This is a genomic window from Gimesia panareensis (genome assembly GCF_007748155.1).
GTDB classification, from domain to species: Bacteria; Planctomycetota; Planctomycetia; order Planctomycetales; family Planctomycetaceae; genus Gimesia; species Gimesia panareensis.
Window position 1 is genome coordinate 4,403,542 of record NZ_CP037421.1, and the last position, 18,365, is coordinate 4,421,906.

Sequence of the window (18,365 nt, forward strand, 5' to 3'; positions counted from 1 at the left end):
ATCGCCGCCGACGGTGCCGTTGTCGGTCTGGATCTCCTAGGTGATGCCAGTCAGTCGATACGCGCCGCTGGTCACGTCGCTGGCGTATTCACGCATATTGTCGCAGACGTACGCCTGGCCGTTTTTGAAGTTCAGACCGTCAATGTAATGCCAGACGTTGCCCCACAGATTCTCCATGTATCGGTATCGCACGGCACAGCGGTAACTGGCATCGGCTCCGCCGCCGTTGGGTTGCGTGTGGCCCGAGGGAGTTTTGAGGCTGTCGGCCCAACCGGTTTTCTGGGCGGCGCCGCCGAGCATCATGTCCGTGGTCGTATCAAGCGGCGGTCCATCGAAGTAAATCGACGTCATTCCCTTGCGGGGCGTATCCGCAGCTACACGCACGATCGTGCGTTCGTTCGCCAGCTCCGTATGCTGATCATTCCAGTCCACCATTTGGATTGCCGACCCGACGAACAGTTTCTGAGACAGGTACGAACTCCAGTCTCTGACGATGAACCGGTTCGTGTTTTGCTCTGCCAAGACACATCGCAGACGGGCGCCGCGCGACGGTTGCAGGATCTTTCCCCAGCCGCCACCCACCGCTGCCTGACTGTCACGAGAGGCATACTCCACCAGGAACAGGTTCTGCAACAGATTCAACGTGCGAAGATCGAGAATTCCATAGCCCGGCCCGTTGGCCCGCGCAGCATTGCGGTATTCCGGTCGCGTGCCATCTGCGGTCGGATAGACGCCCGAAATACTCATCATTTTTCCGTCGCGCACGTGAGCTTCGTAGGCACTGACATAGATCGCGGGTAGTTCCCGACCACCTTCCACGAAGGCCGGATCAACGACAAATCCCGGCAATGGCCTGGCACTGACAAAACGGTACTCATATCCATCCTTCACATACCGCAGTGCATAATGCCGGGGGATTTCCACGAATACATTCCCATTGCTGCCCGTCAGTGAAAAACCGGGTTCGCCTGCATAGGTCACCGAGGTGCCCCCCTCTTCCCGCTGCAGGACATTACACAGCCGCATCTGGCTGAAGGGCGGGATCTGATCGAAGTCGGCCGACTGGAGGCCCTTTGCTAAACCGATCCGTTCACACGGGGCGAGATAGTCTTTGACTTCATCGTCGATGAGTTTCCGCCGCACGCCGTAAGCGGCGGAAATGGCAGTATCTGCGTCGTCTCCGGCCTGGCTCTCTGATTGTGTGACAGACACCACGAATAGAACAAGGAACACGAGGATGTGCAGGTAGTTTCGTTTGAGCATGAATCGCTTTTCAGTTGATCGAATATCAATTTGAGACATCATCTTTGTTTTGTCCGGTAACGAGCCACCAGACTAGTGAATGAATGATTTTACTGTCCGCGCTGGTGCTGATCCAGTGAGCCAATATTATACAGGAGGAAGTAGGGATGTGTTCTCTCAGTGATGGGTTTTCCCTGGGACTTCCTGCTCGCTGCGCTCGGCCCGAATTCCATTCGGGCTCACCCGTTGAAGTCGGATTTTTAGCTCATCGGCACTGTCGGTCAAGCCGATCAGTGGCACACGGACCTTCCGCTCTGTAACACACACATCTCGTGAAACCTGCGACAAAAAGAAACAGCCTTCAGCAGAAGTACCGCTGAAGGCTGTTTTTCGTCGTATTGTGAAGTGAAACTTCGTCGAGTCTTAGTACTCGCCGACCACTTCGCCGTCTTTGGGATTACAGAGGCGGCGGATAATGTGGACGTCAATGTTTTCCGACAGGAAGTGAACACTGCCGTCGCCCAGCAGAGCGTGACAACCACCAACATGGGCACTGAACGGTTCATCGTTGGGTCCGCAGTTATTCTGTCCCCAGGGACAAGAGGCGGGGCCACCAATGGGAGCCTTGTTGTTGTTGATGATGTTCTGCCGATTGGAAGTGCTCAAAGTCGGAGGACCGGAAACACCGCTACCGTTATCGGGGTCAGCCCAGCGGTTGGGAGCACCGTAAGGTCCACCAAAGGATCCGGGGACCACGTCGGCTGTGGCGAACAACTGAGTTGTATCCAGACCAGTGGCACCACCTACGATTTTGGACTGCTGGTTGTAGTGTCCGGCAGTCTGGGTCGGACGGTTTCCGTCTTCGATTACGGTAATGGTGTTACTCAAGCCGTCGATGGCGACCGTAATGGGATTATAAGGTCCCAGAGCACCACAGCGGTCAGCGCCCAATGAACTACTTGAACTTGGATTCCGCACTCCCGTAGTCGGGTCGAGATCGCAGTAAGCAATCGGCATGTAGTCGGTGATTCCGTATTGGAGGGTATCAACCTGAGTCATCGAGCTGGACGGACAAACATAGACCGCCAGTTTCGTCTTACACAACCCGGCATTGACGGAGTTTGTGTAGTGGTAGTTGAAGTTCCACTTCGTAGCCAGAGGAGCCTGGTCGACGTAGGGCAGGATTGCAACGTGCATCGAAACCGGCATCATGCGACGGGTTTTGTTGCGTTCATCGGTGTATTCACCGGACGTCGGGAATTTGGAATAGGTTGATTCGTAGTTAGCGATTCCCAAACCGATCTGCTTCAAATTGTTTTTGCACTGCGAACGGCGAGCGGCTTCACGCGCCTGCTGAACAGCGGGGAGCAACAGTGCGATCAGGATGGCGATAATAGCAATCACCACCAGCAATTCAATCAACGTAAAACCTTTGTGGCTAGCGCGCAGCCGGGACTGTGAACTCATAATCTTCCTTTCATGGGGTGTGAAACTACTACCCTAAATGTGAAAACCAAATGCCTGCGGGAGTCAATGTCCGTTGGCGATGGCATACGGGTGGCAAACGGGTCCTGCTGACACATTGCCAACAGTCTCCGAATTGAGGCTCATTGTAGTAGGATAAATGAAGACTAAATGATCGGATTGTGAATTTTCAGTGAAGTATCTACTGATGTGATGTTACGATTAACACTTTGTTAACATCACGTTAAGAGCATGGACAGTATTCCAGATATCCCGAACGAGAGAACTGTACTTGTTCAGACAAATTAAAGAGATCAGACCTGTTCGGATTTAAAAAAAAGTGGCACTGCGATCCAACTGCCCCGTTATTTCTGATCGAGTTGAATGGATGTGGGGACGAATCTTCTCCGAGGTACGTTTTCCCTGTGACCTCCTGCTCGAAATACATTCGAGCGAACCCCGGGAGGTGGTTATTGAGTGTTGCCTTTGTGTTTTGAATCATCATTGGACGTCGTCATGCGGGCGGGCACACAGGCCCGCGCTCTACGGCTCTGTCTGGTGTGGTGAGATGTGGGTTTGCTGGCTGAGAGCTGCTACTGATTTCAATATTTGGAATCGAGGAGCATATAGTATTTCAAATCGAAGTAGCCGGCGTCGGGCTGGCGGTTCTGGAAGTTCCAGTCGGTCAACCAGTCGAGCATGGGCCAGAAAGCGGCCGTGTTGCGGTGGGTGCCGTACCTGTTTTTCCAGGCAGTCCACTTTTCGGGAGTGGAGACGTCATTCAGTTCGGTGAGAAACGCCGCGACATCTTTGATTTTCAGATCGATGATCAGATTGGGGAAGTCGCCGACCAGGCCGCGGTAGACGCTCATGGTATCCAGTTCGGGCTGCCGGGCGCCGTTTTCATCGAAGACGACGTTGTTGAAGGCATACGAACGGTTGGCGACCAGCGAGTAGACGCGGTGCTCTCCCCCTTTGGTCACTCGGACGAAAGTGGTGCTGGGCATAAATTGAGTGAACTTCAACTGCGTGCGCATAGTGAGAGTGGAGACTGCTGCCTCCCAGCCCTCAAAGTCACTGACCGGGTCCGCCAGTTTGACATCCGGCTTATCCCCGGTATTGAGCAGATCGGGGGGACCGCTGACAGCTTGTGTGAAGCGGTGCTGAATTTGGCTGAGCACACCCGAGATGGGGTCCGGACCTGTGACGTCGAGCCCCTGGCCGGCTTTTTCACCGGGAAACGGCATCCTGAAGATCAGACTCTGTCCGATGCCGCGCGTCCAGAGGTCGCGGTATTTCTGACGATCGTCGACCGGCAGCAGGCGGAGAAAGTTGTCTTCGAATTCCTGCCGCAGATGGCTCATGAATTGCCAGGTGGCCAGTTTCTGTGCGACACTGCCATAGTATTGATAGTTGACCACCAGGGAGTAGTAGAGGCGTTCGAAGCCGCTGTAGTCGATCAGCCAGAAGGTGGGCGGGATGCCCCCCTGTCGCCCCCGGAGAACAGTGGCGTTGGTTTCATTGCGAAGGATGGTCAACCAGGCGTTCGAGTTTTGCTGATTCCCGTCCCAGAGATCTTCGATCCCATAACCGGTCGGCTTGTATTGATTGAGCGTCCGGACATAGGCTTCACTGTATTTCGTGTTTCCCACGACGCCATAGTCCATGAATTCATCCCACGACTGGAGACCGAGATCCGGTTTCAGTACGGAGGGATCATGTGCGGGATCGACGAAGAAGACCCAGAAATTATCTTTGATGGCATAGGTCGCCAGGTTCCCGACGCAGACCGGTCCGCGAATCATGCCGCTGACAATCAGGTGCGAATTTTCGACGAGAAACTGAGCACGCGACCGCGCGGGGATCGCCTGGAAGACTTCGAAGGGGTTGTGGCTGTCATAGCCGGGCGTCAGACTCTTCCCGGTTACCGGTTCGACCTGGAAAAAGAGTTCGTCGAGTCGTTTGAGTTTGGCGTCGCTCAGCTGCCAGATGAAGAGGGACTTCTGGACCCGCGTTTCGGTGACCTTTTTCAGGCGGTAATAGATCTTGTCGACTCCCTTGAGATACGGCGTGTCGTAAGGGCGGGCCGTCTTGATCTCGTGTATTGGATTCGGTATGACGACCTGCTTGCCGCCCTCATCGGTTTTTGTCTGGATCGGGGGTGTGGTGGAACGGACGAGGCGGAAGTATTCGCCCGGCGATTCCTCAAAATGCAGTGTCGCCAGGAAGGTGTGTTCGAAGATAAAGCGGCTGACCAGGGGCGAGAGTTTGGCTTCCTGGTTCAGGAAGGCTTCCCAGCGGGCGATGACCTCCGGATGAGCCAGTTTCTGAAGCTTGGCCATTGCGTCTGCCGTGGGGCCGGGTGAGCCAGCTGTGATCCATTCGGAAAAAAGTTGATTCTCGTCTGCCGACAGGGCCGGCATCCCGAAGGGCATCCCGGCGGTGGGTCGCTGTTTGAGATAGGCGTCGATACCCTGTTCGCACGGGCAAATGTGTTTGTTGATGGACTGGTACACCGGTTCGAGCGATTTGAGATCGAAGGGGGGCTGGTTATGTTCGGTGCCGGCGACCAGCATGCGAAACAGAATGCTCTTCCCGGGCCGTTCCTCAGGGGGGCCCTGTTGTTCGACGACACTGCAGAAGCCCTGCTCGCGCCAGGCTGCCAGGGAGGGCTGGTCATACAGACGGACCGGCTTTTCCGCAAACAGGTGTGTGCCGTCAGGATTGCCTTTGCGGGCCCCGCGGAGCAGTCCTTCGTAACAGGTGAGCTTGAGCAGACAGGGCGAGTCGAGGCAGCCATGACAGACAATGCAACGCTTATTGAAGATCGGCTGAATTTTGTCGAGATAGAAGTTGCCGTCGATGTGTGAGCCTGTTGAATCCGGATACGTGTTTGGCGTCAGCACGAATGGTTGCCAGGCGGACTGCTGTTCCACCTGCTGCCAGAGAATGGCGCCCCCGATCGCACCGGCGATCAACAGGAGGAGCAGCACAACACCGATAAAGCGATTCTTGTTATTCAATGCGCTGCCCCTCTTACCATCAAGAGAAAACTAATCTTGATCATGATTTACTATCATCTGAACCAAATTCAAGATAGGCGTGGGAAAATATGGTGTCAACCCAGGGGTGTGGGTTGGTGGCTGACCTGGTTTCATTCAATGGTTGTTTTCTCTGATACCTTTGATTGGATGAATTCAAATTGTGCGTCGCCAGGCGGGCGGGCACACAGGCCCGCACCCTACTTCATAACCAATTGGGGGCGGTCTATTGTCGAGGTTGGATTCGGAATGCTATGATAACCGAAGTCCCTGTGGGATAGAATTGGCTCTGATTGTGAAAGATCAGAATACTGATTTGAAAAGCGCCTCTTTTGTCGATATTTGACCTTTGGATTTAGATTGCATCTGGTCTCATCACGTAGTTTTCATTTCGGATTGTGTACCCTGCCCCGTCTGTTTCAACTCAACTGCCCAGAAAACGTTTTTTCTGCCTGGAGTCTTTTCAGAATACGTTTCTCTTTTATCACCACTCTAATTAAATCGCCACTATCGACAGACTACGAAAAGAATTGATACCTAAAGTAAGGAATTGAGAGAATGCCATCCTGGCCAGAGAAAATGTTTATTGATGGAAAATGGGTCGACGGTCACTCGAGCACCAGTTGGACGATTACGAACCCGGCGACACGGGAGCCGCTGGCGGAGATTGCGCTGGCAGATGCGAGTGACGTTGATCTTGCTGTGACAGCGGCCCGCCGTGCGTTTGATGAGGGGGAATGGCCGCGGATGGATGGTCTGGAGCGGGGACGACTGCTGTTTAAGCTGGCCGAACGGGTGCGGGAGTCTGCGGAAGATCTCGCGATGACGGATACGCTCAATATCGGCAAGCCGATTCGCGATACGCTGGGGTTTGACATTCCCTGCGGGGCAGACATGCTGGAAAGCTACGCGGGGCTGCCGGACAAAATTGCCGGTCACTCTTACGGCGGTCTTCCGGACAACGTGACGATGCAGTTTCGCGAGCCAATGGGTGTGATCGCGGCGATTGTGCCCTGGAATTACCCGCTGACCAACGCGGCGATCAAGCTGGCCCCGATTCTCGCCTGCGGCAACACGGTCGTGCTGAAGCCATCTGAAGTATCTCCGCTGTCTGCCTTGATGCTGGCGAAACTGGCTGAAGAAGTCGGCTTCCCTCCCGGGGTGATCAATGTAATTCACGGGACGGGTGCGGAAGCGGGAACGGCCCTGGTGAAGCATCCCGGCATCAATAAAATCGCCTTCACGGGACGCTATGAAACCGGTGCCCAGCTGATGGAAGCAGCTAAAGAGGGCATGAAAGGGGTGCTGCTGGAACTGGGTGGTAAGACGCCGAGCGTCGTGTTCCCTGATGCTCCGCTGGATCACGTCGTGAACGGCGTGATCACCGGGATTTTCTGTCACCTGGGGCAAATCTGCGTGGCCGGTTCCCGACTACTGGTACATGAGAGCCAGCACGATGAACTGCTGGAACGAATTATCGCCAAGGCCCAGAGTCTGCGGCAGGGGGATCCAACCGATCCTGAAATGCACCTGGGCTGTCTGGCCACGCCGACGCACTGTGACTTCGTACGGAACCGCGTCGAACAGGCGAAACAGGAAGGGGCACGACTGGTCCTGTCGGGTAAAGTGTCCGACGATCCGCTGGACTGCTTCTATCCGCCGACGATTTTCGACCAGGTCTCCCCGGACATGGCAGTGGCGAAGGAAGAGGTCTTCGGTCCGGTGCTGAGCGTGATGACCTATAAGACGGAAGAAGAAGCGATTCGCATCGCCAACGATTCCGATTTTGGTTTGATGGCCAATATCTGGTCGACCGACGGCACACGGGCGCTGCGGGTGGCACGCGAGCTGCGGGCCGGTCGGATCTCTATCAATGGCGGCGGATACCTGCGACCGAACGTGCCGATCTATGGATATAAGAAGAGCGGGTTTGGCGCGGAACTGGGCTTCATCGAAGCGGCCCACGAATTCTGTAATTCCAAGTCCGTGATTTACTCCCTGGCGACCGAGAAGTCTCCGTGGCCTGAGTAAGCGAGTTTTTTGAGTATGCAACAGGGGCAGGATGCAGGTTGATTGTGTCCTGCCCTTTTTCAGGAAGAGTGCTCTGTCAGTTTTCTGCTCGCAGTATCGGGCTCGAATTGCACTTGGGATTACCTGATTGATAGATCCGTTCTGGCTGTTTTCTCTCACAGATACAAGCACTGTTGGGCAAGCCAACAATGGCACCCGATCTTTTTTGAACTACGTGATCAGAATTTGACAAAATGAGAACCAACATGCGCTCCCTTTTCAGTACTTTATTATTTGTGATCGCCTGCACGACTCACGTAGCGGCACAGAAGAAATCCGAATCGCCGATCAAGCTGACGATGGGGGAACCGCATGTGATCGTGCGGGGAATTCGGCCGGAAGAGCAGCTCTGGGGACCGTACCAGTTTCCGCGGCCTTATCGGCTGAAGGACCGGTTCGTGGTTTCCGTACATGTGAAAAACGACGACATCAGCAATTACGGTGCGACGGCCCTCTGGTTTGAAAGCCGTGACAAAGGCCGGACCTGGCAAGAGGTCGATGCTTCCGTCGCGCAGGAGTGCGGTCTGTTACTCCCGAATGGTGACCGGGTCTATCTTCCGCCGGAATCGGGCGTGGATGTAAGCGAGTACAAGCAAACGCCCTGGAACAAATACACGCCCGCCTATGATTTCTCAAAGCAGGCAGAAGAAGGAACGCTGCCGATTCCGGACGGGATGACCTTCTGGATGGGGGGCACGACGATCAATGCTTACAACGCCGATCGCCTGCCGCCGAGTCTGTCTAAAAAGGAATGGACGCTGTATCGCATCCCGGCAGGACAGACAAAACCGGTGCTGGAACAGGCCGGGGTGGACTGGCCTTACCTGACTCGGGTGGTTCACGTCAGTCGCAAGGGGAAGAAGGTACTGAAGTCGATCTTTCCGCGGGGGAATCCGAAGCTGGGGCCCGACGGGGCGATCTGGGTGAGCGTGTTTTCGGGTGAGGGGCATCTGAATCCGGAAAACGGTCAGTACAGCCCGTACTACTCGGCGGAGCTCTTTCGTTCCGAGGACAATGGAAAAACATTCCAGCGGCGGTCGCACCTGGAATATGAAGCGGACGGCCACGAGTTCCCCTACAAGAGTGGCGGATTCAGCGACAGCGACTTCGAATTCATGCCGGACGGCTCGATCGTGTGGTTCCTGCGGTCGACCTGGTATTCTTCGACCGGCAAAGAATGGGACCCGATGTATATGACGCGTTCGACTGACATGGGGCGAACCTGGTCGAAGCCGGTGAAGTTCGACAACGTCGGGATTCTGCCGCGTTTGTGCCGACTTGAGAACGGGGTGACGCTGCTGTGCTATGCCCGTCCGGGGACGTTCGTGCGGGCTGCACTCAATGACAGCGGAACCAAGTGGACTGAACCGCTGGTGGTGATGACGCCGGGGGACCGTAGTGGACTGGCCAACAAGCCAGTGGCCGACCCCACCTTTCACGACTGGGACGGGTCCTGTAATAACCCGGAGATCGTTCCCCTGGATGAGAACAGTGCCCTGCTCTTCTACAGCGATTTTTACTATCCGGATGAGAACGGCGTGAAGCGGAAAACGATTCTGTGCCGGAAGATTACGGTGGAGTGAGTGGTTAGCTGAATCGTACAGTTAATACCAACATTGAAAGACAAACCAGTAGAGCTCGCTGATGCGACATTTTCTCCGGAATGATTGTGTTCTCTGTCAGTTTCCTACTCGCTGCGCTCGGCCCGAGTGTTTTTTCTTGTAGAGTCAGTCTCCTCACGATACCATCTATCTCGTGAACAGATTTCTTAAAACATCGATACCCCAGTCAGAACGAGATCGTGCAGGGTATTCAAAGTCAGGGAAGATCCATGAGTGTAACAAACGGCTTCAGGCAACTCTCTTCTGAAACCCTCTCAGCGTTGAAAGCTGATGCCTCTGCTTTTGAAGCTGTATGTCGCAACTACGATGATCCGAGCTACCTTGAAATGGATAAGGTGGGTTACGAGTTGTTATTTATTCTCGATCCGGCGAGTGTCGAGTTCGACAATCCCGATGCCGCGACTCCGTTCCCGGGAATCACGGACGTTCTTTCGGGCGGTACGACAATTCACGAAAAGATCGATCTCGGGTACGGGCCAGCGAAGATCGTGTGCGATGAATCTCTACGCAAGTCGATTCAAGAAATCGATGCATTAACATTAGAGCAATTCACTGAAATGGCGATGGGAAACGAGATCCTGCCTGAGGTCCTGATGTGCGAACTCGATGAATCTATCATTCAAGATTATCATTGGCCTTATCTTCAATCTCTTGCTGCATTTCTTCGTGAAGCGATCGATCAGGATCTGGCGGTGATTCGCTATTGATGCGAGCAGCGCCACGTCAAGATCCAGGATGAGAAAAATGAATGTGATCTATCCTACCCAGGCGGGCGGACACGCAGGTCCGCGCCCTACTTTTTCTCTCAATCGTGTTTTCTTTCTGTCACTGTCGGGTAAACCAACAGATGGCCCCCATAAGTGTCATGGACTGTCCTGCTCGCTATTCCATAAATACGCATAGAGCTGCAGTGAAACCACTGAAAAGAGATAGTTGGTTTCGCCGCCTTCGATTTCAGAAAGATCGATCGTATTGAGCATCTTCCAGAGAGCCGCCTGATGTTGCTGGATCAGGTCCTCCTGCCCGCTGGCGACGACCATGTGGTATCCGCCCAGGGGGAAGCGGACATGTGCGAGTGTGGCGAGGCCACGTTCCCGGCTGCGGAGTTTGCTGATGGCGTCGTTGTCGTACAGTTCCCAGGCCGCAGTGGTGCCGTGAATATCCGCACCGCCCCAGTTCATTTTTTTCGCTACGGACTGAATGGTCTCTTCGTCAATGAACCGTCGCATAAACGGGCTGGGGAAGTCGCGTTCGAGCTGGATCTCGGCAAATTTGCGTAACAGATCGCGGGTCCATTGTTTCTCGGGCGCGTCGTCGTCCAGCAGGCGATAGAAGGCGCCCAATCGAATGCAGTTCTGATTGGCATAAATCGGGTGTTTGTTGATCTGCGTGTCGGGGCCCGGTCGAAAGAGCTGCCAGCGTTTGCCCTCTTTTTCGTTCCCGAATTTCACGTAGGCTTCTAACCAGTGCGGATTGCCGGTCCCCTTGTAGAGGGCATAGACCGCGGGCAACAGAATGGTGACGCCGTTGGTCTTCATTTGTTTCCAGGTAAAGCCGACATGGCTTTGCGTTTTTCCGTCGGCCCGCTTGATTGACCAGTCATACTTTTCCATGCGCTGGCCGATCTCATTGAGCGTCTGCCGGATGAACGCTTTGTCGGCATCACTGGCCAGCGGGCTCTGGGAATACATGGCCAGGCTGACGATAAACGTGGTATGCTGGTCCATTGAAGAGTCATCGTAGTAGGCAGTCCGATCGTCGGGATGTGGACCACGGGGAACCAGGCCTGGCGTATCGCAGGATTCATAAATGTAACGCAGAGCCTGAAAGAGTTTGCGGGCCTCTTGCGCGAATCGGGGATTGGGATGTGCCTGTTGCGCTTCGAGCAGAGCCACCAGCATCTGACCGGAGTGCAGGCAGGTATCTTCAATGCGGGAGCCATAGCCCCAGGGATGGGGGAGTTTGGCCTTCACGTCTGCGGGAGAGGTCCACTTACTCCTGGTACTGAACCTGCCTAAGTAGAGTACGCCGGTATTCGGGTCCTGAAAATCCTTAAGGTACTGGTCCAGCAAAGCCAGCGTCTGTGTTTCTACTGTGGCTTGTGTCAATGGTGGTACCGCCGCATCCTCGGCATGGCATCGCAATGGCAGGCATGAACCGCTGAGAAACATTCCAGCCAGGACGCATGGCAACAAAATCAGAGAAAACCGGTTACGGCGGATGTTCTTCATTATTCATTCACTAGCGACTGGGGGACGAGCTGATTGATGTCGTCCAGTGAAGGATTGTTTTTGTCGATATAGGCTTTCAGTTTTTCCATCATCTGTTCAGAAGGTTTGGTGGTTTTCTGAGTGACTCGGGGGACGGTCCTGGAAATCGTTATTTTTTCGCCGCCTCGATCGATAACGCTATGGGTTGTTAACAGATCCCAGCGAGGGCCGAAATGATAGACGGCGGCATAGAGGACTTTGGCCTGTTCTTCGTCGACGCCACCGCAACGGCAGGCCTCATAAAACATGCGGTGGACTGCTTCCGACGGTTCCTGCATGCGCTCGCATTCCACGTCGTGAATGATGGAGGCATTGCGGTATTTGCCCGTCAGCGGCCCACCCGTGACCGACCAGAAACCTTCGGGAATGGAGGCACCGTCGACCTGGGAATCTTTCCCAGCAATCCAGACTTTTTCGTGGGGGTCGATATAAATGAAATTATCGACCAGTTTCAGGACGCGGCCGTCATTCATCAGTTCGACCCGGGGCTTGACGGGAAACTCTCCCCATTGAGGAAGCGTCGTAGCTGTATCCGGTTTGCCCTCCGGTTCTGGAGGCACTGGTGCTAATACGCCAGAGGCGACCAGAGCGATGCCGGTCACGATTCCCAACAGATAGGCAACGAATGTGGGCCAATACTTCAACATAGTTCAATCCATCACCGCAAACAGGAATGCTGCAATATCTCATTTCAGTCTACTCATTCTAACTCACTGCGACAATATTCTTCCCCAAACAGACCGTTATTTTTGAAGTTACGCCGTGCTTGACTCTAATACTCTGCCCCACAGAGAATTTGCTGGCACTCTGTTAAGAAAAACTTGACAACTTGATTCGTTGAATTATGATGCGGTCCTTCCTTGAAAGAACGAGCATGGCTCAAGAATCAGCCCCGGGGGCAGGATAACCCGGGGCTGATTCACTTTATCCAGCTGGAGCTTTTGCTGCTCTGCCGATAACAAAGATTGCTCTGCGGTCTGCTGACCGGTATGATCGGAAGACCTTGAGATAAGAGGCAGTCACTCCCGGAAAGGGAAATAAAATGGACAATCTGCAAGAATCCAGGCCGGCAGGTCACATCTGGCGCACGACCGCCCTGGTTGCAGTAGGGCTACTGCTGGTGTTGTCGGTGTTCCTGCTGTTTGCGTTCTCGACTCACCGGATTCGATTCATGTCCGCTGCCGAGCGGAATGCGTTGATCGCCCGGGAATTACCGCCGGCTTCCACTGCCCGTCTGGAGCATCAGCTGGCTGCCGATTTGTCTTACGCTGCTGAGGTTGTCTCTCAGGGAAAAACGCTGGCGGTGAATGTCGATTTGAGTCCCGCCGCAAAGTCTGATATTACTTATCGGAAACTGAGGCGGATCTTCGCCCAGGCACTTTCAGCCGTACATGAATCCGGGTATCAGGACCTGGCTGAGGTCACGCTGAGTGCTTCTTACCCGCTGGCTGATCAAGCTGGTGTCCCCACGCAGACCACGGTGGCCACAATCACTCTGGACCGCGAAGCTCTGAAAAAGTTCAGCTGGAAGCATATCCTGCGGTGTGATGTGTTCGAAGCCACAAAACGGTACCGGTTTCACCCAATGGTCGATCGCAGTCCCACCGGGCAGGCGATTTCGCAGAATCAATAAGAGAGAATGAGTCTGGGTGACGGCTTCGGTTCTTTTCCGAGTATGGCCGATAAATCGTTTCGCTCCGACTTCCCGCCGGAACACTAACAGCGAACATTAACTTCACTTCAGTAAAGTCAGTCATGCCAGAAAACAATGATTAGAGGCTGATCTTCAGCCTGGTGCGTGCGCGGCGCTCTGTAAGATGGGAGACTGGTTGCTGTATACCTGGGCGGTACAGAAGTGGGCATGTTGCCGGAACTCAACAGATCGTCACAATGTCTCGACACCGCAGTTTCGGTGTGCTGATTTAGTGAACAGCCTGAAATCGGATGGCTTCTGCCTGTGTGAGGGATTACAGTGAGTGATTCAGGAGAAGAACCGGAAGGGAATCGCGATTTGTCTAAAACAGGTTTGTTGCAGTGAAACAGTTCGCCTTCTCAATCCCGAAACTCATCCGGAACCTGGGCCGAATGTACCCGCATCCCTGGCTGGCGGTCGTCTTTCTGTGCCTGGCCTGTGCGGAACTGATTGCGCTGGCTGTGCATGAAAACAGTTTCTGGAACAACCCGACCTTAGGCTGGTTTGAGAAGCTGTCGCTGATCGTGCTCTCAATCCTGACCTGGGTCTCGGTCAGCTGGATTTTGTGGTGGATTACCGGGCTGACGCTCTCACCGCGCATCACGTCGGGGCACCGGCGACTGCTGCTCCCCCTGCTGGTGATCTGCTGCGGTTTGCTGCTCCTGCTCTTCAGCAGCAGCTGGGTCTTCTACTGGCGGACCGGTTCTTTTCTGGACGTGGAATCGCTGCAGTTCGGTTTCAGCAACCTGATCATGATGGGACATTACCTCTGGCAGGCAGAACGGGTGCCGCTGCTGGTTTCCAGTGTGGCCTGTCTGCTGGTTGCCTGCCTGATCGTGAGCGCCTTCCGGCGTCTGTACCGTTCCTCAGCAACAGAGTCAGCCGCATGGTCGTCAACGAAGATCGGAAAACGCTGCCTGATCCTGACGATTGAGCTGGCCGTGGTCCTGATTTTTGTTTCCTCCATGGGTAAAAATGCAGCGATCAGGACGGGGCTCTGGTGGCAGCATGCAGGGCCCGGCTGCGATTACGAAGTGAAAACTCGCTTGAATCCGCTACTGACTTTCACGAGCCAGGCTGCCTTAACACTCTTCTCCAGCGAACCGGTTCAAGGTGAGATAGCAGCCGAGGATCAGGGTCCGGAACGGAGTACGCCCTACGTAGTGAATGAGGCTCAGCAGAATTCGCCCGAACGCTTATCGGTGATTTACATTGCGATAGAAGCATTGCGGAGCGATGTCGTTTACCTGGAGCACCAGGGAAAAGAGGTGATGCCGCACCTCAATCGACTGGCACGAAGTGGTCTGAATTTTACGAACAGTTATGCCCAGAGCACGCATTCCGACTATGCGGATCCCTGTCTGTTCAGCTCGCTCTATCCGCTGCGGAGCCAGATACACCACTATTACTCGCATACCGATCCCTGGCCAAAGAGCATGCTGTATGATGTGCTCAAGCAGCATGATTACGCGACCGCCATTTACTCTTCACAGAATGAATCCTGGGGACATATGGATGCGTTCCTGGAGAGTCCCCGCCTGGATGTGATGTTCGACTCCCGCAGCTATGACGGCCCGACATTGATCGCGGAAAAAGATCAGGGTTTCGCCTCTTATGCGCAGAATTCACATGTCGCAGGGAAGCTGGATGACGCGATCACAGTCGAGCAGGCGTTGCAGTGGATCGGCACTCAAAAGGAAAGTAAAACGCCGTTTGCTCTCTGCATGAATCTGCAAACATCTCATTTTCCCTATGAACTTCCCCACGACGAGCCTGGCCCTTTTCAGCCAGGCGTGATTGACTTTCCCGCTTCGTTCCTGTCGTATCCCCGCGAGAAGGTGCCGGTGGTACGAAATGCCTACTTCAATGCCCTGCACTACATCGACGAGCAGATTGGCGAACTGGTGGCCTATCTCGAAGAACAGCAGCTGCGGGACAAGACTCTGATTGTCATCGCCGGCGACCAGGGAGAAGCCTTTTATGAAAACGGCCACCCGACGCATGCCGGCATCCCTTACGAGTCGTCGGTTCGCACTGCGCTGGTGATGGACTGCCCCGGGCTCTTAGCCGCAAAAGAGGTCAACTATCTCACGCAGGCGATTGACATCGTGCCGACCATCTGTGGTCTGCTGGATGTTCCCGTCCATCCCTGTTTTCAGGGAATCGATGTTCTCGCGGAGAACCGGCCGCCCCCGGAGGAACGTTGTATTTTTATCCACTGCGAATCGAATATCGGCAAATGTGAGGCGGTGGTCACCAGTGCCGGCTGGAAGCTGCTGCATGACAGGCGGATGAATGCGACGGAGCTGTTTCAATTAAATGTGGATCCGGGTGAAAAGACTAATGTGGCGGATCGTCATCCGGAACTGACGCAGAAGTTGTCCCTGCTGCTGCAGAAATGGCGGCGACAGCAGTTGCTGTATTATCAGAACCCGTCCTGCTATGGATTTTATTATCCGCCGCGTACGCCGAAGTTTTCCCCGGAAGTGAAAAAACTGGTGAGCGCTGAATGAACACCTTGAACTGGACCGGCAAGTGGATTTCCCGGCCAATTATGAATTTTGTATAAACGCCGCTTTCCTCTCCTTGTGCCTGCCGTGCCGTTGAACACAATACAGTTCTGGACATAGCCCGCCGACTGAACCTGTATTGTGAGATCTACCGTGAAACGACATGCGCTGCTGACCGTTTTTGTTCTGTTTCTGCTGCTGGCTGCCCGACCGGTACAAGCCTGGAATTACGCGGGGCATCGAATCGTGGCTGCGATCGCCTGGGATCAGCTGACGCCCGAGAGACGGGCGGAACTGGTAGAACTACTGAAACAGCACCCCCGCTTTGAACAGGATTTTCAGTCGCGGATGCCGAAGATCATTAAGGAGGCGAGTCCCGAAGTCCAGGCCCGCTGGCTGTTCATGCGGGCGGCAACCTGGTCGGACATTGTTCGCAGTTTCAAAGATGCGGACCGCGAGAAATATCATCACGGGACCTGGCACTATATCAATCAGCCGATCTACCTGGATGAGGCAGCAAAAGCGGCTCTGAGTTCAAAACTGTCAGCAAATGTGGCGACGTCGATCAGGCCCGGGGACGACGTACTGGGGTTTAATATCATTCAGGCACTGGAATATTGTGTGGCGCAGTTGAAAGATCCGAGTGTGAGCCAGGCGGATAAAGCCATTTATTTCTGCTGGGTGATGCACCTGGTGGGAGACAGTCATCAGCCGCTGCATTCTTCGGCCCTGTTCAGCCAGCGGATGTTTCCCGAGGGGGATCGCGGGGGCAATGACATTCGGATCGGTAAATCGAACCTGCATTCTCAATGGGACGGCCTGCTGGGGAACAGCTTCAAATACTCCGATATTGTCGGCCAGGCGGTAGGCATCGAACGGGATCCCGCGAATAAGCAACTGGGCGAGGCGGCGGCGGGTGAATTGAACTATGTCACGTGGATCAACGAAAGCCACGAACTGGCCCGCGAGAAAAGCTACTGTGCCGAGATTCTGGAAGCGGCCCGTAAAAGCGAAGACTCCAGCGGAAAGTTTCAGAAGCTGACTTCACTGCCCCAGAGTTATTATCAGCAGGCGGGTTCCATCGCAGTCAAACGGGCGGCCCAGGCAGGCTGGCGACTGGCGGCGGTGTTGAAGAGTGTGCAGTGAGTGCTGTCGATCCAGCTTAAAGAGTAGTATCGGGCTGTGGTGGCTTCATCTTCCACCAGACGAGGATCAGCGGCGGAAAGCTGTCTCCCTGGACCATGCCTTCGGTGACAAACAGCCGGTCACCTTTCAGGCGGTAAATGCAGGGCTGCTGGGTTTTCTGTTTCAAGCCTTTTCGCTGGCCGACGAGTACTTCGAGATCGGAAAACACCAGTAACCGTACATCTTCGAGTCGTTGCAGACGGTATTTGACGTTGTGCTGATAGATGAGCTTCCCGTTCCGATCGGTGATTTTAATCACGATCTGTTTCGGCATTATTTCCTGCTCAATCGTAACCGGCCCCGCTTTGGAATCCTGACTTTGACGAATCCATTTTCCCTGCAGAACATCATAATCTTCCTGGGGAGCCGGATCTGCGGCCCAAAGTGGTGCAGGCAGACTTACGAAGACCAACAGGAACAGCAGACGTTGCATATTCAATTCCCCTATTGCCAGAAACTGGAGCGAAACCTTCACGTCGAATCAGCAGGGATTTTAGTCTGGGAACGATAATTCACCAATGCGAATTTCAATGTGCGGTGACAGAAAATACGCAGTCAATGCGACACGGGCAGGGAAAGAGAAATATCTTGTCATCACCCATTCGGTTTCACGTAGAACAGGTAGAAGAGAACCAGCAGCAGAAAACAGAGCATCGGAATCAGGTTAAGAACCGCCAAAACCATCAGGAGAGTGCGACGTTTTGGATAGGACCCCTCTGGTATTTCATTGGCATTCAGGTCTGTCAGGCAACCACAATTACGACAGCGATAACCGCCCTCTTTCCACTGTTGAACGGTTTTAGAAGCAGGATGTTGAAAGGGGGACAAAGGTGTTCCGCAGGAAGGACAAAATTTCCCCCGGGCTTGTTTGACCTTGTAGAAAAGATAAGCGATTAAGGGGGAGAACAAGATCAGCATTATCAAAAAAGTCAGGAGGGTGTGAATCATCTCTCTAACGAGCATCGTTACTTGCTGTTCTTTCTACGCGCGTAATTAGTATGAATGACATAGGTGATCAGTCCCACCAAGGTCCCATGAACAATTGCAGAATAGAAACAGGCCCAGAAAAAGAGGGTTGAGCCCCACCAGGGTTCCCAGCGTGGATTGGCCATGGTGCGGCCTCTTAAATCCAGAAACAGCTGGTTAGAATATCGATTGGCGGCTTCCAGCACAGCAAAAGAAAACAGAAAGTAGCCCAGGACCGCAGCACAGAGCGACCAGAGCAGCACAGGGCCGATCCAGGAGGGAGGTTCTTTATCTTGCATCAT

13 protein-coding genes are annotated in these 18,365 nt (G+C 54.2%); 6 read left to right on the forward strand and 7 right to left on the reverse strand.

Translation table 11 applies throughout. The features are described 5' to 3' along the window. Window positions 1-36 precede the first annotated feature (36 nt). From Enr10x_RS16260 to Enr10x_RS16270, 3 genes are all read right to left on the reverse strand, one after another. Window positions 37-1,263 carry a hypothetical protein gene (locus Enr10x_RS16260; protein ID WP_145450694.1) on the reverse strand — a complete coding sequence of 409 codons (1,227 nt, stop codon included), beginning with the start codon at window positions 1,261-1,263 and terminating at the stop codon, window positions 37-39. Between the two features lie 402 nt (window positions 1,264-1,665). Next, the gene (locus tag Enr10x_RS16265) at window positions 1,666-2,709 is read right to left on the reverse strand and encodes a DUF1559 domain-containing protein (RefSeq protein WP_145109914.1); all 1,044 of its coding nucleotides are present in this window, start codon (window positions 2,707-2,709) and stop codon (window positions 1,666-1,668) included. Between the two features lie 599 nt (window positions 2,710-3,308). Next, window positions 3,309-5,729, reverse strand: a complete 2,421-nt coding sequence (locus Enr10x_RS16270) for a fatty acid cis/trans isomerase (RefSeq protein ID WP_145109917.1) — start codon at window positions 5,727-5,729, stop codon at window positions 3,309-3,311. Between the two features lie 576 nt (window positions 5,730-6,305). On the opposite strand from Enr10x_RS16270, the gene Enr10x_RS16275 reads away from it, so the two are divergent. From Enr10x_RS16275 to Enr10x_RS16285, 3 genes are all read left to right on the forward strand, one after another. Beyond that, window positions 6,306-7,778 carry an aldehyde dehydrogenase family protein gene (locus Enr10x_RS16275; RefSeq protein WP_145109919.1) on the forward strand — a complete coding sequence of 491 codons (1,473 nt, stop codon included), beginning with the start codon at window positions 6,306-6,308 and terminating at the stop codon, window positions 7,776-7,778. Window positions 7,779-8,023: 245 nt separating this feature from the next. Next, window positions 8,024-9,400: a sialidase family protein gene (locus Enr10x_RS16280; RefSeq protein WP_145450695.1), complete on the forward strand. Its 1,377-nt coding sequence runs from the start codon at window positions 8,024-8,026 to the stop codon at window positions 9,398-9,400. 248 nt (window positions 9,401-9,648) lie between these two features. Then, a complete protein-coding gene (locus tag Enr10x_RS16285; RefSeq protein ID WP_145450696.1) occupies window positions 9,649-10,146 on the forward strand; it encodes a DUF1877 family protein in 498 nt (165 codons plus the stop codon). Between the two features lie 156 nt (window positions 10,147-10,302). On the opposite strand, the gene Enr10x_RS16290 is transcribed toward Enr10x_RS16285, so the two are convergent. Together Enr10x_RS16290 and Enr10x_RS16295 are read right to left on the reverse strand one after the other, a co-directional pair. Next, window positions 10,303-11,547 carry a hypothetical protein gene (locus Enr10x_RS16290; protein ID WP_145450697.1) on the reverse strand — a complete coding sequence of 415 codons (1,245 nt, stop codon included), beginning with the start codon at window positions 11,545-11,547 and terminating at the stop codon, window positions 10,303-10,305. A 122-nt stretch (window positions 11,548-11,669) separates the two neighbouring features. Further along, window positions 11,670-12,356 carry a DUF1353 domain-containing protein gene (locus tag Enr10x_RS16295; RefSeq protein WP_145450698.1) on the reverse strand — a complete coding sequence of 229 codons (687 nt, stop codon included), beginning with the start codon at window positions 12,354-12,356 and terminating at the stop codon, window positions 11,670-11,672. Window positions 12,357-12,751: 395 nt separating this feature from the next. On the opposite strand from Enr10x_RS16295, the gene Enr10x_RS16300 reads away from it, so the two are divergent. The 3 genes from Enr10x_RS16300 to Enr10x_RS16310 all read left to right on the forward strand — a co-directional run bounded on the left by Enr10x_RS16300 (window position 12,752) and on the right by Enr10x_RS16310 (window position 17,058). Further along, window positions 12,752-13,342, forward strand: coding sequence for a hypothetical protein (locus Enr10x_RS16300; protein ID WP_145450699.1), 591 nt, complete (start codon window positions 12,752-12,754; stop codon window positions 13,340-13,342). Window positions 13,343-13,794: 452 nt separating this feature from the next. Next, window positions 13,795-15,915, forward strand: coding sequence for a sulfatase family protein (locus Enr10x_RS16305; protein ID WP_145450700.1), 2,121 nt, complete (start codon window positions 13,795-13,797; stop codon window positions 15,913-15,915). 150 nt (window positions 15,916-16,065) lie between these two features. Continuing rightward, the gene (locus Enr10x_RS16310) at window positions 16,066-17,058 is read left to right on the forward strand and encodes a S1/P1 nuclease (RefSeq protein WP_197997245.1); all 993 of its coding nucleotides are present in this window, start codon (window positions 16,066-16,068) and stop codon (window positions 17,056-17,058) included. 16 nt (window positions 17,059-17,074) lie between these two features. Here Enr10x_RS16310 and Enr10x_RS16315 read toward each other — a convergent pair whose 3' ends face one another. Continuing rightward, on the reverse strand, window positions 17,075-17,530 hold the full coding sequence (locus Enr10x_RS16315; RefSeq protein WP_145450702.1) for a hypothetical protein: 456 nt from the start codon (window positions 17,528-17,530) through the stop codon (window positions 17,075-17,077). A gap of 532 nt (window positions 17,531-18,062) precedes the next feature. Continuing rightward, on the reverse strand, window positions 18,063-18,365 hold the full coding sequence (locus Enr10x_RS16320) for a hypothetical protein (protein ID WP_145450703.1): 303 nt from the start codon (window positions 18,363-18,365) through the stop codon (window positions 18,063-18,065).